Below are 25844 nucleotides of genomic sequence, written 5' to 3' on the forward strand. Positions count from 1 at the left end.
CCGCCACCACCCCGCTGCTTGAGGAGGCCCGCTGATGGCCCGGCGATACGACTGCAACGACGCGACGGACCGCAAGACGGGCCTGCGCGAAGCCGCATCCGCCGTGCGCCGCGGCGAGCTCGTCGTGCTGCCCACCGACACCCTGTACGGGATCGGTGCGGACGCCTTCAGCGCCGAGGCGGTCGGTGACCTGCTCGCCGCCAAGGGGCGCGGCCGCAACATGCCCACCCCGGTCCTCATCGGCTCGCCGAACACCCTGCACGGCCTGGTCACGGACTTCTCCGAGCAGGCCTGGGAACTCGTCGACGCCTTCTGGCCGGGCGCGCTGACGCTGGTCGCCAAGCACCAGCCGTCGCTGGCCTGGGACCTGGGGGAGACCCGCGGGACCGTGGCCGTGCGGATGCCCCTGCACCCCGTCGCGATCGAGCTGCTGACCGAGGTCGGCCCGATGGCCGTGTCCTCGGCGAACCTGACCGGGCACCCGGCCCCCGAGGACTGCGACGCCGCCCGCGAGATGCTGGGCGACTCCGTGTCCGTGTACCTGGACGGCGGGCCGACCCCCGGCATCCAGCCGTCGTCGATCGTCGATGTCACCGGGAAGGTCCCGGTCCTGCTGCGCGAGGGCGCGCTGACCGCGGACCAGCTGCGGGAGGTCGTACCCGACCTCGAGGTGGCCCCGTGAGCCCTGAGGGGCGTGGCATAGCAGGACACCTCCCGGCCGTGGCCGGGGGCGGATCCTTCCGCATACTCCACGTCAGCACCGGCAACGTGTGCCGCTCGCCGATCACCGAGCGGCTGACGCGGCACGCCCTGTCGCACCGCCTCGGCGGCCCCGTGACCGGGGACCTCATCGTGGAGAGCGCGGGCACCTGGGGCCACGAGGGGGCGCCGATGGAGGCCAACGCCGCCGCGGTCCTCGCCGACTTCGGGGCCGACGCCTCCGGGTTCACCGGGCGCGAGCTGCTGGACGAGCACGTCATACGCGCCGACCTGGTGCTCACCGCGACCCGGGACCACCGGGCACAGGTCATCTCCATGGGCCACTCCGCGGGGCTGCGGACCTTCACCCTGAAGGAGTTCACCCGGCTCGTGCGGGCGATAGATCCGGCCACCCTGCCGCCGCTGGACGACGGCATGGCGGAGCGCGCCCGCGCCCTGGTACGGGCCGCCGCCGCGCTGCGCGGCTGGCTGCTGGCCCCCTCGCCGGATGCCGACGAGGTGTACGACCCGTACGGCGCCCCCATCACCTTCTTCCGCTCCATCGGCGACGAGATCAACCAGGCGCTGGACCCCGTGGTCACCGCCCTGACGGGCGTCACCGCAGGACGCTGAGGACTCACCCGCGCGCGGGCGCCACAAGGCGCGACGGGCACCGCGGTCCTACAGTGGGCGGTACCCGGTACACGTCTCTGGAGTCGCGCCATGAGCGTCATCACCCAGCCCACGGACCTGCTGCGGCAGCAGGACCCGCAGATGGCCGACGTGCTCGCCGGAGAGGCGCGACGGCAGGCCGGCACCCTCCAGCTGATCGCCGCCGAGAACTTCACCTCGCCCGCCGTGCTCACCGCCCTCGGATCGGCGCTCGCCAACAAGTACGCCGAGGGCTACCCGGGCGCCCGCCACCACGGCGGCTGCGAGTACGCCGACCTGGCCGAGCGGATCGCCGTCGAGCGGGCCCGCGCCCTCTTCGGGGTGGATCACGCCAATGTGCAGCCGCACTCCGGTTCCTCCGCGGTCCTCGCCGCGTACGCCGCGCTGCTGCGCCCCGGCGACACGGTCCTGGCGATGGGACTCCCGTACGGCGGACACCTCACACACGGCTCACCCGCGAACTTCTCCGGTCGCTGGTTCGAATTCGTCGGCTACGGGCTGGACGCCGAAACGGGCCTCATCGACTACGAACAGGTCCACGAACTCGCCCGCCGGCACCGTCCCAAGGCCATCGTCTGTGGCTCGATCTGTTACCCCCGCCACCCCGAGTACGGGGTCTTCCGCCAGATCGCCGACGAGGTCGGGGCCTTCCTGATCGCGGACGCCGCGCACCCGATCGGTCTGGTCGCCGGCGGGGCGGCCCCCAGCCCCGTCCCCTACGCGGACGTGATCTGCGCGACCACGCACAAGGTGCTGCGCGGTCCGCGCGGAGGCATGATCCTGTGCGGCGCCGAGTTCGCGGAACGGGTGGACCGGGCGGTGTTCCCCTTCACCCAGGGCGGCGCCCAGATGCACACCATCGCCGCCAAGGCCGTGGCCTTCGGGGAGGCCGCCGGGCCCGCGTTCACCACGTACGCCCACCGGGTGGTCGCCAACGCCCGGGCGCTCGCCGAGGAGCTGGAGGCCGACGGTTTCCTCGTGACGACCGGCGGCACCGACACCCACCTGATCAGCGTCGACCCGGCCCCCCTCGGACTGGACGGCCCGACCGCGCGCGGCCGGCTGGCCGCCGCCGGCATCGTGCTGGACACCTGCGCCCTCCCGTACGGGGAACAGCGCGGGATCCGTCTCGGCACGGCGGCCGTGACCACGCAGGGCATGGGCGGGGCCGAGATGCGACGGATCGGAGCGCTGTTTGCGGCGGCGCTCCACGGGGAAGCCGCGAAGACCCGTACGGAGGTCGAAGAACTGACACGAGAATTTCCACCGTATGGGTACTGACAGGGACAAGCCGGGCGTACCGCAACCGCGGTAGCCTCCCCGCGCGTCCTCGGAGTGGGGTACATCGCAGCTAATGTGTGGGGCTGAGATGGCCGGCGATACATCTGGGGCAGCCCGTGCGTGAATATCTGCTGACGCTGTGCGTCACGGTCGCGGTGACCTACCTGCTGACCGGGCCCGTGCGGAAGTTCGCTATCGCGGCCGGGGCCATGCCGGAGGTGCGCGCGCGTGACGTGCACCGAGAACCGACGCCGAGGCTCGGCGGCATCGCGATGTTCGGCGGTCTGTGCGCCGGCCTCCTGGTCGCCGACCACCTGCAGAACCTCAACGCGGTGTTCACCGCCTCGAACGAACCGCGGGCGCTGCTCTCCGGAGCGGCGCTGATCTGGCTGGTGGGCGTCCTCGACGACAAGTTCGAGATCGACGCCCTGATCAAGCTCGGCGCCCAGATGATCGCCGCGGGCGTGATGGTCATCCAGGGTCTGACGATCCTGTGGATCCCGGTTCCCTTCATCGGAACCGTCGCGCTCACCCAGTGGCAGGGCAACCTGCTGACCGTCGCCCTGGTCGTGCTCACCATCAACGCCGTGAACTTCGTGGACGGACTCGACGGGCTCGCGGCCGGCATGGTCTGCATCACGACCGGCGCCTTCTTCCTCTACGCGTACCGGATCTGGTTCGGCTACGGCATCGAGGCGGCGGCCCCCGCCACCCTCTTCGCCGCGATCCTGATGGGCATGTGCCTCGGCTTCCTGCCGCACAACATGCACCCGGCCCGCATCTTCATGGGCGACTCCGGCTCGATGCTGATCGGCCTGGTGCTGGCCGCCTCGGCGATCTCGATCACCGGGCAGGTGGACCCCGACACCATGGCGCTGTTCGCGGGTGGTGAGCGCAACGCGACCCACGCGATGCTGCCGGTCTTCATCCCGCTGGTCCTGCCGCTGACGATCATCGCGATCCCGATGGCCGACCTGGTGCTGGCCGTCGTCCGGCGCACCTGGAAGGGCCAGTCGCCGTTCGCGGCGGACCGCGGCCACCTGCACCACCGACTGCTGGAACTGGGGCACTCGCACAGCCGCGCGGTGCTCATCATGTACTTCTGGTCCGGCCTGATCGCCTTCGGCGCGGTGGCCTATTCCGTGCACTCCACCTCGATGTGGATCGTGCTCGCCATCGCGGCGCTGAGCGCGCTGGGCCTCGTCCTCCTGCTGCTGCCGCGGTTCACCCCGCGCGCGCCGAGGTGGGCGGAGGGCCTCGTACCGCCGCGGTACCGGCACGCGGAGCGGGCCGCGGAGGCGGCGGCCGAGGCGGCCGCGCAGGACGCGACGGGCACGGAGCCGGAGCCGGCCCGCCCGATCGCGGCCGGGGTGTCCGGCGTCAACGGCGCGACTGCGATTGGCCCCCGTTCTCGCCTCCCCGACCGGCGTAAGGCCGGTTCCGCGCGCTGACGCCGGAGGCGCATGTCCGACATGAACTCCCTTTACCAGACAAGTCACATGGCTGTCCTGCACACACGCGCAGGGTCACTCTCATGTGTGACAGTCAGCACACCCACCGGGTAAAGCTCTCATCAAATACTTTGTGATACCGTTCACTAAACCCGGCGACAGAGCCGAAGGACCGTAGTGCGACGGTCCATTGGCCCGAGGCTCTCACTCGGACCGGGCTTACGCTCGTCCCGTACGAGTCCCGTATACCCCCACCATCACGCGGAGCCATGCGCCATGCTGTCCGATGACGCCCGATCCCTTTTGCATACCGCGGTACCCACCGCTGTGGTCGGCCTTGTGGCCGCTGCCGTCAGCGGCGTCGTAGCCGGCGGGAAGGGGGCTCTCGGGGCCGTCATGGCCACGATCATCGTGATCCTGTTCATGGGGATCGGTTTTGTCATCCTGCAGCGGACGGCACGATCGCTGCCGCATCTGTTCCAGATGATGGGTCTGGCGCTCTACACGACCCAGATCCTGCTGCTCTTCGTCTTCGTCGCCGTGTTCAAGAACACGACGCTGTTCAATCCCAGGGCATTCGCGATCACCATCGTCGCGGCGACCCTTGCTTGGATCGCCGCGCAGACGCGCGCGCACATGAAGGCCAAGATCCTTTACGTCGAGCCCGAGTCCGCCAAGCGCGACAAGGGTGAGAAGCCCGAAAACACGGGGTCCTCTTCGTGAACGGTAGGGGCGGAATAAGTGCGCGTTCGAGATGCTGCTATCGTCCGGTGCCAACTGCGGCATCGCGGGCGCAGGCATCTGAGCTGACGCCTGCTTCAACGCGAGGCTCACTGCCTGCAAGCCGCCCCCACATCCGTAAGACCAGTCCCGTGCCGAACCGCGGCTGTGCGCCGCGCCGACACAACGAGGTTGCCGTACCTATGCGCCACGCTGAAGGAGCCCGCGGTGAGTGCTGACCCGACGCAGGTGCTCGCCTTCGAGACCGATTGCCACATCTTCGACGGCTGTGGCTTCCCGGCTCCTGGCCTGCACTCGTTCCTGTTCGAGCCGATCTTCGGCGACATCGACGGCACCGTCTACTTCAACAAGACGATGCTGTTGGCCCTGCTCGGGTCGATCATCATCGTCGGATTCTTCTGGGCCGCCTTCCGCAAGCCGAAGCTGGTTCCCGGAAAGCTCCAGATGGTCGCCGAAGCCGGATACGACTTCGTGCGCCGCGGGATCGTCTACGAGACGCTCGGCAAGAAGGAAGGCGAGAAGTACGTCCCCTTCATGGTCGCGACGTTCTTCTTCGTCTGGATGCTGAACCTCTGGTCGATCGTCCCGCTCGCGCAGTTCCCGGTGACCGCCGTCATCGCGTACCCGGCGGGTCTCGCCCTGGTCATCTACTTCATGTGGATGTCGGTCACCTTCAAGCGCCACGGCTTCGTCGGCGGTCTGAAGAACCTCACGGGCTACGACAAGTCGCTCGGCGGGATCCTGCCGCTGGTCATGCTCATCGAGTTCTTCTCGAACGTGATCGTCCGACCGTTCACGCACGCGGTCCGTCTCTTCGCGAACATGTTCGCCGGCCACACCCTGCTGCTGCTCTTCACGATCGCCAGCTGGTACCTGCTGAACGGCATCGGTATCGCCTACGCGGGTGTGTCGTTCGTGATGGTCATCGTGATGACCGCGTTCGAGCTCTTCATCCAGGCTGTCCAGGCCTACGTCTTCGTACTGCTGGCCTGCAGCTTCATTCAGGGCGCCGTCGCCGAGCACCACTGACCGGCCCCACCCCCAAACCAACAGTCGTCCGGTGGCCAACCCCCACCGGTCCATGAAAGAGAAGGAAGAACCGGCATGTCCGCTCTCCAGACCCTCGCTGCTGGCGTCGAAATCAAGGGCAACCTCGGCTCCATCGGTTACGGCCTCGCGGCCATCGGCCCCGGCGTCGGCGTCGGCATCATCTTCGGTAACGGCACCCAGGCGCTGGCCCGCCAGCCCGAGGCCGCCGGCCTGATCCGCGCCAACCAGATCCTCGGCTTCGCCTTCTGTGAGGCGCTCGCCCTCATCGGTCTGGTCATGCCGTTCGTCTACCCGACCTCCTGATTCCGGTAGCGGACAGACCCTTTAGACGGAAGGCACTGATGTGAACCCTCTGGTTCAGCTCGCGGCCGAAGAGGCGGAAAACCCCCTCATCCCGCCGATCCCCGAGCTTGTCATCGGCCTGATCGCCTTTGTCATCGTCTTCGGTTTCCTCGCGAAGAAGCTCCTCCCGAACATCAACAAGGTTCTGGATGAGCGTCGCGAGGCCATCGAGGGTGGCATCGAGAAGGCCGAGGCAGCCCAGACCGAGGCTCAGAGCGTCCTCGAGCAGTACAAGGCTCAGCTCGCCGAAGCCCGGCACGAGGCCGCGCGCCTGCGCCAGGAAGCGCTGGAGCAGGGCACTGCGCTCAAGGAAGAACTGCGCGCAGAGGGCCAGCGGCAGCGTGAGGAGATCATCGCTGCCGGCCACGCCCAGATCGCGGCAGACCGCAAGGCCGCCTCGCAGGCACTGCGTCAGGACGTGGGCAAGCTCGCCACCGACCTGGCCGGAAAGCTCGTCGGCGAGTCCCTTGAGGACCACGCCCGGCAGAGCCGCACGATCGACCGTTTCCTCGGCGAGCTCGAGGAGAAGGCCGAGGCCGCCCGATGAACGGAGCGAGCCGCGAGGCACTGGCCTCAGCGCGTGAGCGTCTCGACGCGCTGATGGACAACACGTCCGTCGACGCGACGAAGCTCGCCGGTGAGCTGGCTGCCGTCACCGCGCTGCTCGACCGTGAGGTCTCGCTGCGTCGGGTCATCACGGACCCGGCGCAGCCCGGCGAGGCCAAGGCCGAGCTCGTGGGTCGCCTGCTGGCCGACCAGGTCGGCGGGGAAACCCTCGACCTGGTGTCCGGCATGGCGCGCTCCCGCTGGTCGCAGTCCCGCGACCTGGTGGACTCGCTCGAGGCACTGGCGGCCACCGCCGACCTCACCGCGGCCCAGCAGGCGAACGGGCTCGACAACGTCGAGGACGAGCTGTTCCGGTTCGGCCGGATCGTCGCCTCGAACACCGGGCTGCGCTCCGCGCTGACCGATCGGGCGGCCACCGCCGCCGCCAAGAGCGAGCTGCTGCGCAGCCTGCTCGGCGGCAAGGCGAACGCGGTCACCGAACGACTGGTGACCCGACTCGTCACGCACCCGCGTGGACGTAGCCTGGAAGCGGGACTCGACTCCCTTTCCACGCTCGCCGCCGAGCGCCGCAACCGCATGGTCGCCATCGTGACCACCGCGGTTCCGCTCAGCGACGCGCAGAAGCAGCGTCTCGGCGCGGTGCTGGCCAAGCTGTACGGCCGCCAGATGCACCTCAACCTCGACGTGGACCCCACGGTCCTCGGCGGGATCGTGGTGCGGGTCGGCGACGAGGTCATCGACGGCACCATCGCGGACCGCCTCTCCGAGGCGACCCGCCGCATGGCCGGCTGACCAGCCACCAACTAGAACAAAGCATTCCTAGCGGCCCGGTTGGGCCGTGCAGAACTTGCAGAAGATTCCTGGGGGTCGCCCCCAGACCCCTAAGAAGCTTCAGGCCCAACAAGGAGAGCAGGGAACCCAGATGGCGGAGCTCACGATCCGGCCGGAGGAGATCCGGGACGCACTGGAGAACTTCGTCCAGTCGTACCAGCCGGACGCGGCCTCGCGCGAGGAGGTCGGAACGGTCAGCGTTGCCGGCGACGGCATCGCGAAGGTGGAGGGCCTGCCCTCCGCCATGGCGAACGAGCTGCTGAAGTTCGAGGATGGCACCCTCGGTCTCGCCCTCAACCTCGAGGAGCGCGAGATCGGTGCGGTCGTCCTCGGCGAGTTCAGTGGCATCGAGGAGGGCCAGCCGGTGCAGCGCACCGGTGAGGTTCTCTCCGTAGGTGTCGGCGAGGGCTACCTCGGCCGCGTTGTCGACCCGCTCGGCAACCCGATCGACGGCCTCGGCGAGATCGCGACCGAAGGCCGCCGCGCCCTCGAGCTGCAGGCCCCGGGCGTCATGGTCCGCAAGTCGGTCCACGAGCCCATGCAGACCGGCTACAAGGCCATCGACGCGATGGTGCCGATCGGCCGCGGCCAGCGTCAGCTGATCATCGGCGACCGTCAGACCGGCAAGACCGCTCTGGCCGTCGACACGATCATCAACCAGCGCGACAACTGGCGCTCGGGCGACGTGAACAAGCAGGTTCGCTGCATCTACGTCGCCATCGGCCAGAAGGGCTCGACCATCGCGTCCGTTCGCGGCGCCCTGGAAGACGCCGGTGCGCTGGAGTACACGACGATCGTCGCCGCCCCGGCGTCCGACCCGGCCGGCTTCAAGTACCTGGCGCCGTACACCGGTTCCGCCATCGGCCAGCACTGGATGTACGCCGGCAAGCACGTCCTGATCATCTTCGACGACCTGTCGAAGCAGGCCGACGCCTACCGCGCCGTGTCGCTGCTGCTGCGCCGCCCGCCGGGCCGCGAGGCCTACCCGGGTGACGTCTTCTACTTGCACTCCCGTCTGCTGGAGCGCTGTGCGAAGCTCTCCGACGACATGGGTGCCGGTTCGATGACCGGTCTGCCGATCGTCGAGACCAAGGCGAACGACGTGTCGGCGTTCATCCCGACCAACGTCATCTCCATCACCGACGGCCAGTGCTTCCTGGAGTCCGACCTGTTCAACGCGGGCCAGCGCCCGGCGCTGAACGTCGGTATCTCGGTCTCCCGCGTCGGTGGCTCCGCCCAGCACAAGGCGATGAAGCAGGTCTCCGGCCGTCTGCGCCTGGACCTCGCCCAGTACCGCGAGCTGGAGGCGTTCGCCGCCTTCGGGTCCGACCTGGACGCCGCTTCGAAGTCCTCGCTGGAGCGCGGCAAGCGCCTGGTCGAGCTGCTGAAGCAGGGCCAGTACCAGCCCATGCCCGTCGAGGAGCAGGTCGTCTCCGTCTGGGCCGGTACCACCGGCAAGATGGACGAGGTCCCGGTCAACGACATCCGTCGCTTCGAGTCGGAGCTGCTGGAGCACCTGCGCCGCGAGCGCAAGGACCTCCTCACCTCCATCGCCGAGGGCGGCAAGATGTCGGACGACACCCTGACGTCGATCGCCGACGCCATCGCCGCCTTCAAGCAGCAGTTCGAGACCTCGGACGGCAAGCTTCTGGGCGAGGACGCGCCGGCCGTCAACGTCTCCAAGTGACGACGGAAGGGACCTGACTCATGGGAGCGCAGCTCCGGGTCTACAAGCGTCGCATCCGTGCCGTCACGGCGACCAAGAAGATCACCAAGGCGATGGAGATGATCGCCGCCTCGCGCATCGTCAAGGCGCAGCGCAAGGTGGCGGCATCGATGCCGTACGCGACCGAGCTCACCCGTGCGGTGACCGCGGTGGCGACCGGCTCGAACACCAAGCACGCCCTGACCACCGAGGTCGAGGCGCCGGTGCGCGCCGCGGTCCTGCTCATCACGAGCGACCGCGGTCTGGCCGGCGGCTACTCCTCGAATGCCATCAAGCAGGCGGAGCGGCTCAGCGAGCGGCTGCGCGGCGAGGGCAAGGAGGTCGACACGTTCATCGTCGGCCGTAAGGGTCTGGCCTACTTCGGTTTCCGCGAGCGCAAGGTCGCGGAGTCGTGGACCGGCTTCACCGACAGCCCGGCCTACGCCGACGCCAAGCGCGTCGCGGAGCCGCTGATCGAGGCCATCCAGAAGGAAACGGCCGAGGGCGGCGTCGACGAGCTGCACATCGTCTACACGGAATTCGTGTCGATGATGACGCAGAACGCGGTCGACGGCCGGATGCTGCCGCTCAGCCTCGACAAGGCCGAAGAAGAGTCCGGCGCGAAGGGCGAGATCCTTCCGCTGTTCGACTTCGAGCCGTCGGCGGAGGACGTCCTCGACGCCCTGCTGCCGCGCTACGTCGAGAGCCGTATCTACAACGCACTGCTGCAGTCGGCCGCTTCCGAGCACGCCGCCCGCCGCCGCGCGATGAAGTCGGCGACCGACAACGCCGGAGACCTCATCAAGAGCCTCTCCCGGCTTGCCAACGCGGCCCGCCAGGCCGAAATCACCCAGGAAATCAGCGAGATCGTCGGTGGCGCGAGCGCCATGGCTGACGCGACCGCGGGGAGTGACAAGTAATGACGACCACTGTTGAGACGGCCGCCGCCACGGGCCGCGTCGCCCGGGTCATCGGCCCGGTCGTCGACGTGGAGTTCCCCGTCGACGCCATGCCCGAGATCTACAACGCGCTGAAGGTCCAGGTCGCAGACCCGGCCGAGGACGGCGCGCTCAAGACGCTGACCCTGGAAGTCGCCCAGCACCTGGGTGACGGCCTGGTCCGCACCATCTCCATGCAGCCCACCGACGGTCTGGTCCGCCAGGCCCCGGTGACCGACACGGGCGAGGGCATCACCGTCCCCGTCGGTGACTTCACCAAGGGCAAGGTGTTCAACACCCTCGGTGAGGTGCTGAACTACCCGGAGGAGAACGCCAACGTCACCGAGCGTTGGCCCATCCACCGCAAGGCGCCCCGCTTCGACGAGCTCGAGTCGAAGACCGAGATGTTCGAGACCGGCGTCAAGGTCATCGACCTTCTCACCCCGTACGTCAAGGGTGGAAAGATCGGTCTGTTCGGTGGTGCCGGTGTCGGCAAGACCGTTCTGATCCAGGAAATGATCTACCGCGTCGCCAACAACCACGACGGTGTGTCGGTCTTCGCGGGCGTCGGTGAGCGTACCCGTGAGGGCAACGACCTCATCGAGGAAATGGCCGACTCGGGCGTCATCGACAAGACGGCGCTTGTCTTCGGTCAGATGGACGAGCCCCCGGGCACCCGTCTGCGCGTCGCCCTGGCCGGTCTGACCATGGCGGAGTACTTCCGCGATGTGCAGAAGCAGGACGTGCTGTTCTTCATCGACAACATCTTCCGGTACACCCAGGCGGGTTCCGAGGTGTCGACCCTGCTCGGCCGCATGCCCTCCGCGGTGGGTTACCAGCCGAACCTGGCCGACGAGATGGGTCTCCTCCAGGAGCGCATCACCTCGACCCGTGGTCACTCGATCACCTCGATGCAGGCGATCTACGTCCCCGCGGACGACCTGACCGACCCGGCGCCGGCGACCACCTTCGCCCACCTCGACGCGACGACGGTTCTTTCCCGTCCGATCTCCGAGAAGGGCATCTACCCGGCCGTGGACCCGCTGGACTCGACGTCCCGCATCCTCGACCCGCGGTACATCGCGGCGGACCACTACGCCACGGCGATGCGCGTCAAGGGGATCCTCCAGAAGTACAAGGACCTCCAGGACATCATCGCGATCCTCGGTATCGACGAGCTGGGCGAGGAGGACAAGCTCGTTGTCCACCGTGCCCGTCGCGTCGAGCGCTTCCTGTCGCAGAACACCCACGTGGCGAAGCAGTTCACCGGCGTGGACGGTTCGGACGTTCCGCTGGAGGAGTCGATCGTGGCGTTCAACGCGATCTGCGACGGCGATTACGACCACTTCCCCGAGCAGGCGTTCTTCCTGTGCGGTGGCATCGAGGACCTGAAGGCCAACGCCAAGGAGCTGGGCGTCTCCTGAAGCCCCGCTCCTCGTGAGCAGAGCTGATTGACGGAGAGGGGCGGGTGCGTCCCGTCCCTCTCCCCACGCCCATTAGAATTTGACCCAACACCCGGCCGACCCGCCGGGTGGTGACCCGAGGAGCCACCTTGGCTGCTGAGCTGCACGTCGAGCTGGTCGCGGCGGACCGCAATGTCTGGTCCGGCGAGGCCACCCTTGTTGTCGCCCGCACCACGTCCGGCGACATCGGCGTCATGCCCGGTCACCAGCCGCTTCTCGGTGTGCTGGAATCGGGCCCTGTGACCATCCGCACCAGCGAGGGCGGCACTGTCGTCGCCGCGGTGCACGGCGGATTCATCTCGTTCGCGGACAACAAGTTGTCGCTGCTGGCCGAGATCGCCGAGCTCGCGGACGAGATTGACGTCCAGCGGGCGGAGCGGGCACTGGATCGCGCGAAGTCGGAGGCCGACGCGGCCGCCGAGCGTCGCGCGGATGTCCGACTGCGCGCGGTAACGGGGCACTGAGCCCCGTACCGAATAGTGTGCGACCTCAGCCGCGGTTCGTTCTGGAATTTTCCAGACCGGGTCGCGGCTGAGGCGATGTACGTCCGTTTTTCGCATGGCGGTATTCGATGAGCGAGGAGGTCGGTGAAGATGCTCCTCGCTCTGCTTGTGAGCGGCCTGATCGTGGTCTTGTTGGCGATCGGGCTCTTTGTCTTCGGGCTGCGCCGGAGACTGATCCAGCGGTCCGGGGGGACCTTCGACTGCAGCCTGCGGTGGGGCGGTGTGGCCGAGGGGCCCGACGTCTCCGGCAAGGGATGGGTGTACGGGGTCGCCCGCTACAGCGGTGACCGGATCGAATGGTTCCGGGTCTTCAGCTACTCCCCGCGCCCGCGCCGGCTGCTGGAGCGTTCCTCCATCGAGGTCCTCGCCCGCCGCGCGCCCGAGGGCGAGGAGGAGCTGGCGCTGCTGTCGGACGCCGTCGTGCTCGGCTGTTCCCACCGGGGGACGCGCTTGGAGCTGGCGATGAGCGACGACGCGCTGACCGGTTTCCTGGCCTGGCTGGAGGCGGCGCCTCCCGGCCAGCGGGTGAACGTGGCCTGAGCGGTACCGGCACGTGGGGAAGCCGGGGAGAAGGGGGACGGACCCTTCTCCCCGGCTTCGTCGGTTCACCGGTGCGGAGCGCGGGGGCTACTGCAGACCGGTGTGGATCGCGTTGGCGAGTTCACCGTTGGTGGTGTCGCCGCTGAACTCCCAGAAGAAGGCTCCGCGCAGTCCCTGCTGCTTGGTCCAGGTCATCTTCGAGGCGACGGTGGCGGGGGTGTCGTAGCTCCACCAGTTGCTTCCGCACTTGGCGTAGGCGGTGCCGGCGATGGTGCCGGTGGACGGGCAGCTCGCCTTGAGGACCTTGTAGTCCTCGATGCCGGGCTCGTACGTGCCCGGGGCGGGCCCGGTGGCCGTGCCGCCCGGGGTGGCCTGGGTGACGCCGGTCCAGCCGCGGCCGTAGAAGCCGATGCCGAGGTTGAGCTTGGAGCCGGCGATGCCCTTGCCCTTGAGCTTGGTGATCGCGGCCTCGGAGTTGAAGCCGTCCTGCGGGATGCCGGAGTAGGCGGTGAGCGGGGAGTGCGGGGCCGTCGGGCCCTGCGCCGCCCAGGCGCCGAAGAAGTCGTACGTCATGACGTTGTAGAAGTCGACGTACTGGGCGGCGCCCGCGTAGTCGGCCGCGTCGAGCTTGCCGCCGTTGGAGCCGTCGGCGGAGATCGCGGCGGTGACCAGGTTGTTCGCGCCGAACTTGCCGCGGACGGCCTGCATCAGGTTCTTCAGGGAGGCCGCGCCGCTGGTATCGCAGGTCAGGCCGCAGGCGTTCGGGTACTCCCAGTCGAGGTCGATGCCGTCGAAGACGTCGGCCCACCGCGGGTCCTCGACCAGGTCGTGGCAGGACTGGGCGAAGGCGGCCGGGTTCGCGGCGGCCTGGCCGAAGCCGCCGGACCAGGTCCAGCCGCCGAACGACCAGAGGATCTTGATGTTCGGGTACTTCGCCTTGAGCTTGCGCAGCTGGTTGAAGTTGCCGCGCAACGGCTGGTCCCAGGTGTCGGCGACGCCGTCGACGCTCTGGTCGGCGGTGTAGGCCTTGTCGTAGTCGGCGTACGCGTCGCCGATGGTGCACTTGCCGCCCTGGACGTTGCCGAAGGCGTAGTTGATGTGCGTGATCTTCGCGGCGGAGCCGGAGGTGACCAGGTTCTTCACGTGGTAGTTGCGCTGGTAGACGCCCCAGTTCGTGAAGTAGCCGAGCTTGACCCTGGTGCCGTCACCGGGGTCGGGGCCGGGGCCCGTGCCGCCGCCCGGGGTGGTCACCGAGAGGGAGCCGGAGGAGGGGCCGGTCTGGTCGGCGGTGTCGCGGGCGGTGACCGTGTAGGCGTACGTCGTGCCCTTGGTCAGGCCGCTGTCGGCGTAGCTGGTGCCGGTCACCGTGGCGACCTTGCCGCTGCCGCGGTAGACGTCGTAGTTCTTGATCCCCTTGTCGTCGGTGGCCGCCGCCCAGTTCAGGGTGAGCGAGGTCTCGGTGACCCCGGTCGCGGTGGGGGTGCCGGGGGCGGACGGCGGGTTGTCGGTGGGGGTGGTGCCGCCGTCGCAGGAGCCGCCGTTGATCTTGCAGCCGGAGGGGGCGCCCGGGCCGGTGCCGTTGAAGCCGAAGGTGACGCTCGCGCCGGGGGAGAGGGCGCCGTTCCAGCCGACGTTCTTGGCGGTCCAGTGGTTGCCCGAACTGGTGACGGTGGCGTCCCAGGCCGAGGTGACCCTGGTGCCGGTCGGGTAGTCCCACTCCACGGTCCAGCTGTTGATGGCGGTGGTGCCGGTGTTCTTCACCGTCCACTTGCCCTCGAAGCCGGAGCCCCAGTCGGAGGCCTTGGTGTAGGTCGCGGTGGCGGAGCCGGCGGCCTGTGCGGTGCCTGCCAGGCCGACGAGGCCGGCGACGGGCAGGGCCAGGGCGACCGCGGTCGCGGCCAGCCTTCTGAGCAGTCGTACGCGTCGTGGGGGTGCTGTGCTCAAGGGTGCTCCTCCGTAGGTCCGTCGAAGTCGTGGGGCCGACTCCGACATGGGGGTGGGACCTGCGCCGCCCGTGAGCACGTCTCGTCAAGGTTCTTGCCATGACACGCTCACCACAGTGTTGCGGTGAGATTAGAAAGGTCTGGACCAACCGTCAAGAGGTCCAGACCTCCCTTCGAGCCTCCTACTGGATGCCCAACTCCTGCGCCAGCACGGCCGCTTGGACCCGGCTGCGCAGCTCCAGCTTCCCCAGCAACCTGCTGACGTGCGTCTTCACCGTCGCCTCCGCCATCTCCAGCCGGCAAGCCACCTCCGCGTTCGACAGGCCCTCGCCCAGGCAGCCCCACACCTCCCGCTCGCGCCGGGTCAGCGAGGCCACCGCCGCCGCCCGCTCCGGCGGCACGGCCGTCCGCACGGGTTGCGGCGCCGCGAACTCGGCGATCAACCGACGGGTCACCGCGGGCGCGATCAGCCCCTCGCCGCGGGCGACGGTGCGCACCGCCCCGATCAGCTCCGCCGCCTCCGCGTCCTTCAGCAGGAAGCCCGAGGCGCCCGCGCGCAGCGCTCCGAAGACGTACTCGTCGAGATCGAACGTCGTGAGCACGAGCACGTCGGCCAGCCCCTCCGCGACCACCTGCCGCGTGGCCGAAACCCCGTCGAGCCGGGGCATCTGCACATCCATGAGGACCAGATCCGGCCGAAGCTCACGGGCCAGACGGACCGCCTCCTCCCCGTCCGCCGCCTCGCCCACCACCTCCATGTCGCCCGCACTGCGCAGGATCATCACCAGACCCGCGCGCACCGCCCGCTGGTCCTCCGCCACCACGACCCGGATGGTCACCCGGTCACCGCCCTCTCCTCGGCGGGCAAGGACGCCCGCACCTGCCACACCGTGCCGGCCCGCCCCGCCGTGAACGCGCCCCCGAGCAGCTCCGTCCGCTCGCGCATGCCGATCAGCCCCGCGCCGGAACCGGGGGCGCGCGGGCCGGGCCGCTCCCCGTACGGCGAGTCCACCCGTACGGTCAGCAGCCCGTCCGCGGATGACAGGCGCACCCGGACCGTCCCCGGGACGGCGTGCTTGAGGGCGTTCGTCAGCGACTCCTGGACGATGCGGTACGCGGCCAGCTCCACGGGGGCGGGCAGCGGCTCCCCGTCGGTGCGGGTGTCCTCCAGTACGAAGTCCAGGCCGCTGCCGGCCCCGTTCACGCGAGCCTTGCCGATGAGTACGTCCAGTCCGTCGAGGGAGGGCACCGCCACCGGCTCCTGCTCCGCGCCGGCGTCCCGCAGCAGCCCGATCAACCGTCGCATCTCGGCCAACCCCTGCACGCTGTTCTCGCGGATCACCCCGAGGGCGTCCCGGCTGGTCGCGGGGGAATCGATGGACAGCGCGGCGGTGGAGTGGATGGCGATGGCCGACAGGTGATTGGCCACCATGTCGTGCAACTCCCGCGCCATCCGGGCCCGTTCCGCGACCACGGCCTGCGCGCGGTCCATCTCGGCCAGCAGCGCGGTCTGCTCGGCGCGCAGCCGGGCGGCGACCGCCGCCTCGCGGTGGTTGCGCAGGGTGGCTCCGGTGAGGGCCGGCCCGAAGCTGACGATGCCGGTGATCACGCCGATCAGCAGGGCCTGCGGGGTGCGCAGCCAGGCCACCGAGGCGATCGTGACGGCGATGGTGATCAGTCCGGTGGTGACCGGGAGCCGCCGGGCCATGGAGGGCTTGCCGTACACGACGGCGGCGTACATCAGGTCGGTGAAGATCAGGACCGTGACCAGGTTGCCGACGGTGAACTGGTCCGCGATCACCCCGACGGTGCCCACGGGCAGCGTCACGCGCGGTGCGGTGCGGCGCAGCAGCTCCATCGGGCCGAGGGCGACCAGCGGGACCAGGGCCGCCCAGTCGGGGAACATGTTCCGGCTCGGGGAGCTGTGTACCCCGAGTGACCACAGGAGCACCCCGGCGAGCAGGCTGACGACGCACAGCAGCACGTCGTCGCGGTGGGGGCGGAAGGCGGACACGAGGGTCTTCGAGGGCACGTTCCCATCCAACACGGTGAAGCGCTCCCGGGCCTCGCCGGCTGGGCGGAGGAGCCGCTACATCGAAGGGTGCAGTCGACTCTCGTCATCGCAGACGACGTGCCGGACCGCACCGGACGGGACTCTTGGAAGGACCGGGAGCGGCCGCCCCGTCCGAGTCGAGAGGTCGAGAGGGAAGGTGAGTACCGTGCTCGTCGCGCTGATCGTCGCCTGCGAGGTCGGTTTCTGGGTGCTGCTGGCGGCAGGGCTGGCGCTGCGCTACCTCGCCCGAATGCCGAGGCTGGGCGCGGCGGTGCTGCTGTGCGAGCCGCTGCTGGAACTGGCCCTGTTCGTGTTCACCACGCTGGACCTGAAGAACGGCGGCCGACCGGGCTGGACGCACGGCCTGGCCGCCCTCTACATCGGCTACACCGTGGCCTACGGCCACTACACGGTGAAGTGGCTCGATCGGCACGCCGCCCACCGTTGGGCGGGGGGACCGAAGCCGCCGGGCGCCAAGTACGGCAGGGCGCGGGCCGTCCACGAGTGGAAGCTGTGGGTACGGACCCTCGTCGCCGCGGCCGTCTCGCTGGCACTGCTGGAAGCCGCGATCCGGTACGTGGGCGACGGAGTGGACGTCGACGCGCTCCGGCAATGGCAGTCCGTCGTCCTGCGGATCGTCGGCATCCAGGCCCTGGTCGCGGCTACCTACTCGATCTGGCCGCGGAAGGCTCCGGCGGGCAGGGTCGACCAGGACGGGGCAGACCCCGCCGCCCTCCTCAAGCGGTAGCCGGGTCGACCGCCCGGCCGACGGGCGGCGGACTCGTCAGCGCTCGCCGCCCGGCACCCACAGCACGTCCCCGACCTCCTTGTTGGCCGTACGGGCCAGGATGAACAGGAGGTCGGAGAGACGGTTCAGGTAGGTGGCCGTCAGCGGGTTCATGGCCTCCGCGTGCTCCTCCAGGGCCGCCCAGGTCGAGCGCTCGGCGCGCCGCACGACGGTGCAGGCCTGGTGCAGCAGGGCCGCGCCGGGGGTGCCGCCGGGCAGGATGAAGCTCCGCAGCTTCTCCAGCTCGCCGTTGAAGGTGTCGCAGTCCGCCTCCAGCTTGTCCACGTAGAACTGCTCGACGCGCAGCGGCGGGTACTCGGGGTTCTCGACGACGGGGGTGCACAGGTCCGCGCCGACGTCGAACATGTCGTTCTGCACCCGGACCAGGACCTTCACCAGGTCCTCGGACAGACCGCCGAGGGCGATCGCCGTGCCGATGGCCGCGTTCGCCTCGTTGACGTCGGCGTAAGCGGAGATCCGCAGGTCGGTCTTCCGCGTGCGGCTCATGTCTCCGAGGGCGGTCGTGCCCTGGTCGCCGGTGCGGGTGTAGATGCGCGTGAGGTTCACCATGTGTCCAGCCTAGTGAGCGACCCCGAAACACGCGTACGGCGCCCGCGTGCGATGGCCCCCGCGGGCCGGCCGTCGTCCACCGGCGACGGCCGCAGAACCGCCCGAAAGGGTACGCAACGGCGCAGAGATGGCGGTACGGGGAAGAGGGGGCGGTATGCCCGACCCGGTCGCCGTCCGGAGCGGGGTCGAACAGGCCCGGTGGGCCGCCGTCTTGACGGGCCCGTGCCGCCCCGAGCGGAGCGCCGGGGTCGGTGGAGCGGAGCGCCGGGTCGGGCGACTCCGGCCGATCGAGGACCGGTTGGGGACGGCGGGTACGGGCTGAGCCGTCCCGGTGTGATGTCCGTCAGATGAGACGTGACGCGTGTTACTTCGCGGTCACACGACCCCTCACGGGCGCTAGTCTCCGCCGGAGAGGCCACGGGACTGGGCCGTATTCGAGAACGAGGGGTGTGCAGTGGCTGGGAAGCTCGCCGTCATCGGTGCCGGACTCATGGGATCCGGTATCGCTCAGGTCTCCGCTCAGGCGGGCTGGGACGTCGTACTGCGTGATGTCACCGACGCCGCGCTGACCCGTGGCACGGACGGGATCAAGGCCTCGTACGACCGCTTCGTCGCCAAGGGCAAGCTGACGGCCGAGGACGCCGAGGCGGCGCTGGCCCGGATCACCACCTCCACCGACCTCGACGCGGTCGCCGACGCCGACATCGTCGTCGAGGCCGTCTTCGAGAAGCTCGAGGTCAAGCACGAGATCTTCCGTGCGCTCGACAAGCTCGTACGGGACGACGCGATCCTCGCCTCCAACACCTCCGCCATCCCGATCACCAAGATCGCGGCCGTGACGGAGCGTCCGGAGCGGGTCGTCGGCGCGCACTTCTTCTCACCCGTCCCGATGATGCAGTTGTGCGAGCTCGTCCGCGGCTACAAGACGAGCGACGAAACCCTCGCCACCACGCGGGCGTTCGCCGAGTCGGTCGGCAAGACCTGCATCGTCGTCAACCGCGACGTCGCCGGCTTCGTGACGACCCGTCTGATCTCCGCGCTGGTCGTCGAGGCCGCCAAGCTGTACGAGTCGGGCGTCGCCTCCGCCGAGGACATCGACATCGCCTGCAAGCTGGGCTTCGGTCACGCGATGGGCCCGCTCGCCACCGCCGACCTCACGGGCGTCGACATCCTGCTGCACGCCACGAGCAACATCTACACCGAGTCGCAGGACGAGAAGTTCGCGCCGCCGGAGCTGATGCGCCGCATGGTGGACGCGGGCGACATCGGTCGCAAGAGCGGCCAGGGTTTCTACAAGCACTGAGCACGATCGTTCGAATGCCCTCGCCCGACAGGGTGAATTAGGTATCGGTTCGCTCACGGTCGGCAACTTCCCTGCTCCTGAGGCAGTCAGTTGCAGTGAGAGTTGCCGACCACGGACCAGTCGGACCAGACGAACGCAGGACTGCCGGGAGCGCATATGCACATCAGGGGCGACCACGCCGAACTCGCGGTCGGGGGTCGCCTCGACGTGCGCAGCGCGGCGGACGCCCGTACGGCCCTGCACTCCGCCCTCGACGACGGCCACGGCGACCTCGTGCTGGACCTCACGGCACTCGACTCCTGGGACGCGACCGGCCTCGGCGTGATCATGGGCGCCCACCGGAGGGCCGGCCGGAGCGGACGCCGCCTGGTACTGCGCGGGGTGCCCGCGCAGATGCAGCGGTTGCTGGTGGCGACCCGGCTGCACCGGATCCTCGCCATCGAGGGCGGGCTGGAAGCGGAGTCCCTGCCGCGGGTGTGACGACCGGATGCGTCGGATTCCGCAGAAACGTAACGGTCCGGTGGTGAAGACACCCCCGGCGGTTCCGGCGGGGCCGGCCACGGTCTAGGGTTCGGGCGGAAACCGGACCAGTAGCGACTGCGGCGTGTGCGAGCGAAGGCCGGGCGGTACGACGGCGGCAGCGGCGGTACGCGCGACGCGATCGGGGGACTTGGTCATGGACCGAACTCAGGGACAGTCCGAACCGGGCGAGGACACCCCGGCAGCGTCGACGGGACCCGCGAGCGGGCCCGTCGCGCGGGTCGTCACCCTGACCGCGGGGGACTTCACCCTCACCGTCAACCCGGTCGACGGCAGCGAGATAGAACCCCTGCGACCGGGCGCCGCGACGGAGCGCCCCGCCAAGCGCGGTCCGGCCGCCCGCGCCGAGCGGGACGCCGCCGCGAGACCGCCGGCGCTGCCCGGCACCCCGCTCCCCGGCCGGCTCCTGCTGGAGCGCGAGGAGGAGCGGGAGCGACTCGTACGGCTGCTGGGGCGCGGGCGCTCCGTCCGCCTGACCGGACCCGCCGGATCGGGCCGTTCCGCGCTGCTCGACTCGGTGGCCCTCGCCTGCGAGGGCATCGCGCCCGACGGGGTCGTACGCCTCTCCGGGCACGGGCAGCAGCAACCGACGGAACTGCTCCACGCGCTGTACGCGGCCGTGTACGAGGGCTCGGGCCGACGCCCCGACCGCCCGGAACTCCTCGCACGGGTGAAGGAGATCGGCGCGGTCGTCCTCCTCGACGACCTGGAACTCGGCGGCCCCGCGCTCGACGAGCTGCTGCGGGCCACGCCCGAATGCGCCTACCTGCTGGCCGCCACCCCCGACACCAAATCCCCCTCCGACGACTCGCACCTGGAGGAGGTCTTCCTCGGGGGCCTCGGCCGGGCCGACTGCGTCCTGCTGCTGGAGGCCCTCACCGGGCGCGCCCTGACCGAGGAGGAGACCGCCTGGGCGGGCGACCTGCGGTTCGCCTCCGAGGGGCTGCCCCTGCGCTTCGTCCAGGCCGCCGCGCTGCTGGGCCAACGGGACGAACTCAACCGGACCGACGAGACGGACGACGAGGAGGAGCCCGGAGTCTTCGAGGAACGCCCCCGCGAGCCCGTCGACGTACCGCTGCCCACCCTGGCCGAGGCCGCCGCGCCGGCGGAACTCCTCGCCTCCCGGGTGAGCGAATCGGCACGGGCCGCCCTGCGCATCGCGTGCGCGCTCGGCGGGGAGATGCCCCACCACGCGCACCTGCCGGCCCTGGTGGGGGACACCCACGCCGACGTGGCGGTCACGGAACTCCTCGGCTGCGGACTGCTCACCCCGGTCGGACCGCGCTACCGGCTGGCCCCCGGAGTGGCCCGGCAGCTGGAGGAGGCCGGGTACGGGGAGAGCGCCGCCGAGGAGGCCCGCACGGCCGCCCGGCACTACGTCTGGTGGACCGGCCACGCCTCGGTGACCCCGGAGCGGGTCGCGGCGGAGGCCGACGCGGTACTGGCGGCCCTGGCGGGCGCCGACGTGGTGGCGGCCGTACTGCTGGCGCGCACGGCCGCCCCGGCCTTCGCGGCGTCGCTGCACTGGGAGGCGTGGGAGCGGGTGCTGCGCTCGGGCGCGGAGGCCGCGCGCAAGGCGGGGGAGGTCGCGGAGCAGGCGTACTTCCACCACGAGCTCGGTGTGCTCGCGCTGTGCGAGGGCCGGCTTGAGCGGGCCCGGGCGGAGCTGGAGGCCTCGATCGGCCTGCGGGGCGCGCTCGCCGACAAGCGGGGCACGGTCGCGGGGCGGCGGGCGCTGGCGCTGGTCACGGACCGGGAGACGGCGGGGGGAGTGGCGTCGCCGCCGCTGCGGCTGGAGGCGCCCGTGACCCCGATGACGCCCGTGACCCCGATGACGCCCGCGGCGCCCGTGACTCCTGCTCTTCCCAAGGCTTCCACGCCGCCGACGGCCTTCCCGCCGGTGTCACTGCCCGCGTCCCTGGCCGGCTCCGTTCCGGCGGCTCCTCCCGCGGGCCCGGCCGACGCCCCGCCCGCGTCACCGCCGACGCGACCGGTCGGCGCGCCGGCCCCGACGGGGCCCGGGGTCCCGCCGGCGCCGGCGGGGGAGGTCGTCACACAGGTGGTTCCCGTGATCCAGCGGGGGGACCAGAAGTCCTCCTCCGCCCTGTCGGAGGTCTTCGACGACGCGTTCCCCCTGACGGCGAAGCCGGCCGCGCCGCCCCTCGCCCCGCCGCCGCCCGCTCCGGCGTCCCGACGCCGCACGGCGCTGCTGGCCGCGGCCGGCGCGGTGACGGTGGCCGTGCTGGGCACGGTGGTGGCCCTGGCGGTGATGCCGTCGGGCGACGACAAGCCGCAGGGGCCCGCCGTGTCGACCACCCCGACGTCCGTGACGGAGAGCAGCGGGAACGTTCCTTCGGAGCCCTCCGAACCCGAGCCGGGGACGTCCGACCCGGCCGATCCGGCGGACCCGAGCCGCCCCGCACCGTCGGGCACCCACTCCGATCCGGGCACCGTACCGGGCACGGGGAAGACACCGCCCGCGCGCACGCCGTCCGGCCGGCCCTCGTCCCCGACGACGCCGCGCACCTCGACGCCGCCGTCGACGCCCGTCCAGTCGCCGACCTCCCCGGACCCCAAGCCGTCCACGTCCTCGGTGACCCCGCAGCCGTCGGTGTCGACCCAGCCGCCGGTAACGTCGGTCCCCACCGGCCCGACGGGCGGCGACACCTCCCCGGAGGCGTCCACGACCCGGTAGGGAGCGGAGAACGGCACGGCCCCGCCGGCAGTCGCCGACGGGGCCATGAAAGCCGTGGAAGAGGCGCCCTAGAACAGGCGGAGCTTGTCGTCCTCGATGCCGCGCATGGCGTTGTAGTCGAGGATCACGCAGTCCATGCCGCGGTCCGTCGCCAGGACGCGGGCCTGCGGCTTGATCTCCTGGGCCGCGAACACGCCCCGGACGGGGGCGAGGTGCGGGTCCCGGTTCAGGAGCTCCAGGTAGCGGGTCAGCTGCTCGACACCGTCGATCTCGCCGCGCCGCTTGATCTCCACGGCCACCGTCGCGCCGTCGGCGTCACGGCACAGGATGTCCACCGGCCCGATCGCGGTCATGTACTCGCGTCGGATCAGGCTGTAGCCCTCGCCGAGGGTGTCGATGCGGTCGGCCAGCAGCTCCTGGAGGTGCGCTTCCACGCCGTCCTTGATCAGACCCGGGTCCACGCCCAGCTCGTGGGAGGAGTCGTGCAGGACTTCTTCCATCGTGATGATGAGCTTCTCGCCCGCCTTGTTGATGACGGTCCAGACACCGGCCTCGTCCCCGCTCCCCTCCTTGAGGGTGCACGGAGGCGACATCCAGTTGAGCGGTTTGTACGCCCGGTCGTCCGCATGGATCGAGACACTGCCGTCGGCCTTCACGAGGATCAGACGGGGTGCCGAGGGCAGATGGGCAGTGAGCCGGCCCGCGTAGTCGACGGAGCAGCGGGCAATGACGAGACGCATGGTCGGCAACGCTACTCGACCGATGGGCCTCCACGCGATTCGCCCGTGAAAGCCCCGTTCGCGGATGGCGCGTTGTATGCGCATTCTCCTGGTGCGGTACCCGGTGGGCGCCTACCGTGGATAGCGGGAGGTCGTCGAGCGTGCACACTGCGTCGCGACTCTCCTTCCCTGCCCGTAAGACTCCGGCGACCCGAACGCCGGGGTCACGAGAGGAGAACCCATGTCGCTCGACGTCTCACCGGCCCTACTCGAACAGGCCGAGCGAGGCGAGGTCGACGAAGCCGCCTTCGTCGACTGCGTCCGGACCTCCCTGCCTTACGCATGGGAGATGATCAGCTCGCTGGTGGCTCAGCTGGAGGTTGAGGGCGGAGAGTTCGCCGACAACCAGACGCCGCCGCCGGACGAGCAGGCGCGGGGGCAGCTGCTGCGCGCCCTCGCGAGTGACGCGATACGTGGTGCGCTCCAGCGGCACTTCGGAGTGCGTCTGGCATTCCAGAACTGTCACCGTGTCGCCGTGTTCCCGCTGGATACCTCATCGGATGACAGGCACGCCCGTTTCACCTCGATCCGGGGCCAGTTGCTCAACCAGTCGCCGGAACTGCGGGACTGCTAGGCCGTCTCCGTTTCGCCCGGCGCCACTGTGACGACGGGACCTGGGCCCCGTCGCCACCGGTGTTCCGCTGCCGCTCCGAGTCGCGAGAGCTGCGACTGACACCGGAGCGGCAGGCCCGGGTTCCGACTCCCCGACCGCCGTCGGCCCGGGGTCCGGATCTCAACCGAGGCGGGGCAGGACCTCGGCGCCCAGGCGCCGTACGTTCTCCTCCGTCGCGGCGAGATCGCCGGAGCCCTCCGTGAGCAGGGCGAACCGGGTGATGCCCGTGCGCTCCGCGGTCGCCGCCAGCCGGTCCGCCGCCAGTCGCGGCGTACCGACCGGGTGCAGGTCGCACAGCAGCTCCGTGTAGGCGACGGGATCGCGCATCGCGCGCTGCCGGCCGTCCACCGTCACGTGCGCGTCCAGCCCCTGCCGGAACCAGCCCGGCATCGCCTTCACCAGTGTTTCCCGGGCGTCCGCGGTCCGGTCCGCCAGCTGGCACACCCCCGCCGACACGTGCCCCGCCTCGGGGTCGTGACCGGCGTCCCGCGCGGTGCGCCGCCACAGCGCGACCATGTCAGCCTTGTCCTCGTCCCCGCAGTGCATGCCCAGCAGCATCGGCAGGCCCCGCTCGGCGGCCAGGCGCACCGATGCCGGGGAGGTGCACGCGACGATCACTTCCGGCCCCTTCCCGTCGCCGTCCAACGCCTCCGACGGACGCGGCACGACGGCCACCTCGCGGAAGGCGTACCGCTCGCCGACCGCCCCCACGCGCGGCTCGGACAGCCAGCGCCGCACCAGGTCCAGATCGTCCGGGAAGCCCTTCTCGTACGCGTCCAGACCGCCCCCGAACACCTCCAGGTCCACCCAGGGACCGCCGCGCCCCACCCCGAGGGTGAACCGGCCCCCCGAGGTGACGTGGAGCAGCGCCGCCTGCTCCCCGAGGGCCACCGGGTGCGTGCTCGGCAGCACGCTCACGGCCGTGCCCACCCGCAGCCGCCGGGTCCGTCCGAGCAGCAGGGCCGCGAGGGTCACCGCCGACGGGCAGACCCCGTACGGCACGAAGTGGTGCTCGGCCAACCAGACCGAGTCCAGCCCGGCCTCCTCGGCCACCTCGGCGGTCCGCACCGCCCGGTGCAGCGCCTCCCCCTGCCCCTGGCCCGGGAACTGGGCCGCCAGTACAAACGCTCCTACGCGCATCGCCCTTAGCCTCCTCGCGGCCGGCGCGGCCTCCCCCAGGTGGACCGGCTCGGTGCCGTTTCATGGCATCAACGTCTGATGGCAACAACGTCTGACAAGTGCCAAAGGCACGGCCTGACCGGAAAGTTATTGGGATTGTCATGCCGCCCGACGCGTCGCGAGCCTTTCGGTCACCTTCCTCCGGACACCCTGCGGGTACCCGAGCTCGCTGCGCGTAGTCTGGGAGAAAGTCACTGCCGACCGCCCATCCGTGAGGTATACGTGTCACCGCGCCACAACCGCCCCAGGGGCGGGGGGAATCCGTCCGACCGCTCGGACCCGGGCTCCGGGACGGGCTCGGGGGGCCTGGACCGGTTCGGTCTGGAGCAGACCGAGGAGTACCAGGGCGAGGAGTGGAAGGTCCGGCACGTCGCCGGCGCGAGCGCGGCGGGCAAGCGCTACCGCTGCCCCGGCTGCGACCAGGAGATCCCCTCCGGCACCCCGCACCTGGTGGCCTGGCCCGAGTACGGCGGCGTGGACGACCGGCGGCACTGGCACAAGGCGTGCTGGAACGCGAAGGACCGCCGCACCTCGCGGGTGCAGCGGTCCAGGAACGCGCCCCGGCACTGAGTCCTGTCGGCGTCGGGTCGTACTAGTCG

Annotated in this window: 26 protein-coding genes; 20 read left to right on the top strand and 6 right to left on the bottom strand. The window is 70.3% G+C overall.

Going from position 1 to position 25844, the window contains the following annotated elements:
• Positions 1-34: 34 nt before the first annotated feature.
• The 14 genes from ADK55_RS10785 (at position 35) to ADK55_RS10850 (ending at position 12783) form a co-directional block, all read left to right on the top strand.
• Positions 35-682, top strand: coding sequence for an L-threonylcarbamoyladenylate synthase (locus tag ADK55_RS10785; protein WP_053677425.1), 648 nt, complete (start codon positions 35-37; stop codon positions 680-682).
• On the top strand, positions 679-1332 hold the full coding sequence (locus ADK55_RS10790) for a low molecular weight phosphatase family protein (protein WP_053677427.1): 654 nt from the start codon (positions 679-681) through the stop codon (positions 1330-1332). Before ADK55_RS10785 ends, ADK55_RS10790 begins: the two co-directional genes overlap by 4 nt.
• Before the next feature lie 90 nt (positions 1333-1422).
• Complete coding sequence (glyA, locus tag ADK55_RS10795; RefSeq protein ID WP_053677430.1) at positions 1423-2652, top strand: serine hydroxymethyltransferase; 1230 nt, start codon at positions 1423-1425, stop codon at positions 2650-2652.
• A 104-nt stretch (positions 2653-2756) separates the two neighbouring features.
• Positions 2757-4103 (top strand): MraY family glycosyltransferase, encoded by a 1347-nt coding sequence (locus tag ADK55_RS10800; protein WP_199826494.1) that lies wholly within the window; start codon positions 2757-2759, stop codon positions 4101-4103.
• Between the two features lie 276 nt (positions 4104-4379).
• The gene (locus tag ADK55_RS10805; RefSeq protein WP_053677433.1) at positions 4380-4826 is read left to right on the top strand and encodes a hypothetical protein; all 447 of its coding nucleotides are present in this window, start codon (positions 4380-4382) and stop codon (positions 4824-4826) included.
• 225 nt (positions 4827-5051) lie between these two features.
• Complete coding sequence (gene atpB, locus ADK55_RS10810) at positions 5052-5873, top strand: F0F1 ATP synthase subunit A (protein ID WP_053677435.1); 822 nt, start codon at positions 5052-5054, stop codon at positions 5871-5873.
• Between the two features lie 75 nt (positions 5874-5948).
• Positions 5949-6197 (top strand): ATP synthase subunit C, encoded by a 249-nt coding sequence (locus ADK55_RS10815; protein ID WP_030008695.1) that lies wholly within the window; start codon positions 5949-5951, stop codon positions 6195-6197.
• A 40-nt stretch (positions 6198-6237) separates the two neighbouring features.
• Positions 6238-6783, top strand: coding sequence for a F0F1 ATP synthase subunit B (locus tag ADK55_RS10820; protein WP_053677437.1), 546 nt, complete (start codon positions 6238-6240; stop codon positions 6781-6783).
• A complete protein-coding gene (locus tag ADK55_RS10825; protein ID WP_053677439.1) occupies positions 6780-7595 on the top strand; it encodes a F0F1 ATP synthase subunit delta in 816 nt (271 codons plus the stop codon). Before ADK55_RS10820 ends, ADK55_RS10825 begins: the two co-directional genes overlap by 4 nt.
• 130 nt (positions 7596-7725) lie before the next feature.
• Positions 7726-9321, top strand: coding sequence for a F0F1 ATP synthase subunit alpha (gene atpA, locus ADK55_RS10830; protein WP_053677441.1), 1596 nt, complete (start codon positions 7726-7728; stop codon positions 9319-9321).
• Positions 9322-9341: 20 nt separating this feature from the next.
• Positions 9342-10259: a F0F1 ATP synthase subunit gamma gene (locus ADK55_RS10835; RefSeq protein ID WP_053677443.1), complete on the top strand. Its 918-nt coding sequence runs from the start codon at positions 9342-9344 to the stop codon at positions 10257-10259.
• Positions 10259-11701, top strand: coding sequence for a F0F1 ATP synthase subunit beta (gene atpD / locus ADK55_RS10840; protein ID WP_053677446.1), 1443 nt, complete (start codon positions 10259-10261; stop codon positions 11699-11701). Before ADK55_RS10835 ends, atpD begins: the two co-directional genes overlap by 1 nt.
• Before the next feature lie 128 nt (positions 11702-11829).
• Entirely contained in the window at positions 11830-12204 is a 375-nt protein-coding gene (locus tag ADK55_RS10845) for a F0F1 ATP synthase subunit epsilon (protein ID WP_053677447.1), read from the top strand.
• A 129-nt stretch (positions 12205-12333) separates the two neighbouring features.
• Positions 12334-12783, top strand: a complete 450-nt coding sequence (locus ADK55_RS10850; RefSeq protein WP_053677710.1) for a DUF2550 domain-containing protein — start codon at positions 12334-12336, stop codon at positions 12781-12783.
• Positions 12784-12870: 87 nt separating this feature from the next.
• Here the strand turns inward: ADK55_RS10850 and ADK55_RS10855 are convergent, their stop codons facing one another.
• The 3 genes from ADK55_RS10855 to ADK55_RS10865 form a co-directional block, all read right to left on the bottom strand.
• Positions 12871-14775, bottom strand: coding sequence for a glycoside hydrolase family 18 chitinase (locus tag ADK55_RS10855; RefSeq protein ID WP_053677450.1), 1905 nt, complete (start codon positions 14773-14775; stop codon positions 12871-12873).
• Between the two features lie 133 nt (positions 14776-14908).
• The gene (locus tag ADK55_RS10860; protein ID WP_053677452.1) at positions 14909-15565 is read right to left on the bottom strand and encodes a response regulator; all 657 of its coding nucleotides are present in this window, start codon (positions 15563-15565) and stop codon (positions 14909-14911) included.
• A complete protein-coding gene (locus ADK55_RS10865; RefSeq protein ID WP_234349996.1) occupies positions 15562-16758 on the bottom strand; it encodes a sensor histidine kinase in 1197 nt (398 codons plus the stop codon). Before ADK55_RS10865 ends, ADK55_RS10860 begins: the two co-directional genes overlap by 4 nt.
• A 187-nt stretch (positions 16759-16945) precedes the next feature.
• Here ADK55_RS10865 and ADK55_RS10870 point away from each other — a divergent pair, with 187 nt between their 5' ends.
• The gene (locus ADK55_RS10870; protein ID WP_053677454.1) at positions 16946-17527 is read left to right on the top strand and encodes a hypothetical protein; all 582 of its coding nucleotides are present in this window, start codon (positions 16946-16948) and stop codon (positions 17525-17527) included.
• Between the two features lie 36 nt (positions 17528-17563).
• On the opposite strand, the gene ADK55_RS10875 is transcribed toward ADK55_RS10870, so the two are convergent.
• A complete protein-coding gene (locus ADK55_RS10875) occupies positions 17564-18136 on the bottom strand; it encodes a cob(I)yrinic acid a,c-diamide adenosyltransferase (RefSeq protein WP_053677455.1) in 573 nt (190 codons plus the stop codon).
• A 454-nt stretch (positions 18137-18590) separates the two neighbouring features.
• On the opposite strand from ADK55_RS10875, the gene ADK55_RS10880 reads away from it, so the two are divergent.
• The 3 genes from ADK55_RS10880 to ADK55_RS10890 all read left to right on the top strand — a co-directional run bounded on the left by ADK55_RS10880 (position 18591) and on the right by ADK55_RS10890 (position 22674).
• A complete protein-coding gene (locus ADK55_RS10880; protein WP_053677457.1) occupies positions 18591-19439 on the top strand; it encodes a 3-hydroxyacyl-CoA dehydrogenase family protein in 849 nt (282 codons plus the stop codon).
• A 156-nt stretch (positions 19440-19595) separates the two neighbouring features.
• Positions 19596-19919 (top strand): STAS domain-containing protein, encoded by a 324-nt coding sequence (locus tag ADK55_RS10885; protein ID WP_053677459.1) that lies wholly within the window; start codon positions 19596-19598, stop codon positions 19917-19919.
• Between the two features lie 196 nt (positions 19920-20115).
• Entirely contained in the window at positions 20116-22674 is a 2559-nt protein-coding gene (locus ADK55_RS10890) for a hypothetical protein (protein WP_053677461.1), read from the top strand.
• 68 nt (positions 22675-22742) lie between these two features.
• On the opposite strand, the gene nucS is transcribed toward ADK55_RS10890, so the two are convergent.
• Positions 22743-23414: an endonuclease NucS gene (nucS, locus tag ADK55_RS10895; protein WP_053677463.1), complete on the bottom strand. Its 672-nt coding sequence runs from the start codon at positions 23412-23414 to the stop codon at positions 22743-22745.
• A 220-nt stretch (positions 23415-23634) separates the two neighbouring features.
• On the opposite strand from nucS, the gene ADK55_RS10900 reads away from it, so the two are divergent.
• Positions 23635-24027, top strand: coding sequence for an SCO5389 family protein (locus ADK55_RS10900; RefSeq protein ID WP_053677465.1), 393 nt, complete (start codon positions 23635-23637; stop codon positions 24025-24027).
• 159 nt (positions 24028-24186) lie between these two features.
• On the opposite strand, the gene ADK55_RS10905 is transcribed toward ADK55_RS10900, so the two are convergent.
• On the bottom strand, positions 24187-25206 hold the full coding sequence (locus tag ADK55_RS10905) for an LLM class flavin-dependent oxidoreductase (RefSeq protein WP_053677467.1): 1020 nt from the start codon (positions 25204-25206) through the stop codon (positions 24187-24189).
• A gap of 261 nt (positions 25207-25467) precedes the next feature.
• Between ADK55_RS10905 and ADK55_RS10910 the strand changes: the two genes are divergently transcribed.
• Positions 25468-25815, top strand: coding sequence for a hypothetical protein (locus tag ADK55_RS10910; RefSeq protein ID WP_053677469.1), 348 nt, complete (start codon positions 25468-25470; stop codon positions 25813-25815).
• Positions 25816-25844: the final 29 nt, after the last annotated feature.

Source organism: Streptomyces sp. WM4235, assembly GCF_001279725.1.
Taxonomy (GTDB): domain Bacteria; phylum Actinomycetota; class Actinomycetes; order Streptomycetales; family Streptomycetaceae; genus Streptomyces.

Excerpts from the sequence above, each read along its gene's own strand:
- ADK55_RS10785 (WP_053677425.1), top strand. The coding sequence starts at position 35 with ATGGCCCGGCGATACGACTGCAACGACGCGACGGACCGCAAGACGGGC.
- glyA (WP_053677430.1), top strand. The coding sequence starts at position 1,423 with ATGAGCGTCATCACCCAGCCCACGGACCTGCTGCGGCAGCAGGACCCG.
- ADK55_RS10805 (WP_053677433.1), top strand. The coding sequence starts at position 4,380 with ATGCTGTCCGATGACGCCCGATCCCTTTTGCATACCGCGGTACCCACC.
- ADK55_RS10815 (WP_030008695.1), top strand. The coding sequence starts at position 5,949 with ATGTCCGCTCTCCAGACCCTCGCTGCTGGCGTCGAAATCAAGGGCAAC.
- ADK55_RS10825 (WP_053677439.1), top strand. The coding sequence starts at position 6,780 with ATGAACGGAGCGAGCCGCGAGGCACTGGCCTCAGCGCGTGAGCGTCTC.
- atpA (WP_053677441.1), top strand. The coding sequence starts at position 7,726 with ATGGCGGAGCTCACGATCCGGCCGGAGGAGATCCGGGACGCACTGGAG.
- ADK55_RS10835 (WP_053677443.1), top strand. The coding sequence starts at position 9,342 with ATGGGAGCGCAGCTCCGGGTCTACAAGCGTCGCATCCGTGCCGTCACG.
- atpD (WP_053677446.1), top strand. The coding sequence starts at position 10,259 with ATGACGACCACTGTTGAGACGGCCGCCGCCACGGGCCGCGTCGCCCGG.
- ADK55_RS10850 (WP_053677710.1), top strand. The coding sequence starts at position 12,334 with ATGCTCCTCGCTCTGCTTGTGAGCGGCCTGATCGTGGTCTTGTTGGCG.
- ADK55_RS10855 (WP_053677450.1), bottom strand. The coding sequence starts at position 14,775 with ATGTCGGAGTCGGCCCCACGACTTCGACGGACCTACGGAGGAGCACCC.
- ADK55_RS10875 (WP_053677455.1), bottom strand. The coding sequence starts at position 18,136 with ATGGTGAACCTCACGCGCATCTACACCCGCACCGGCGACCAGGGCACG.
- ADK55_RS10885 (WP_053677459.1), top strand. The coding sequence starts at position 19,596 with ATGCACATCAGGGGCGACCACGCCGAACTCGCGGTCGGGGGTCGCCTC.
- ADK55_RS10890 (WP_053677461.1), top strand. The coding sequence starts at position 20,116 with ATGGACCGAACTCAGGGACAGTCCGAACCGGGCGAGGACACCCCGGCA.
- nucS (WP_053677463.1), bottom strand. The coding sequence starts at position 23,414 with ATGCGTCTCGTCATTGCCCGCTGCTCCGTCGACTACGCGGGCCGGCTC.
- ADK55_RS10900 (WP_053677465.1), top strand. The coding sequence starts at position 23,635 with ATGTCGCTCGACGTCTCACCGGCCCTACTCGAACAGGCCGAGCGAGGC.
- ADK55_RS10905 (WP_053677467.1), bottom strand. The coding sequence starts at position 25,206 with ATGCGCGTAGGAGCGTTTGTACTGGCGGCCCAGTTCCCGGGCCAGGGG.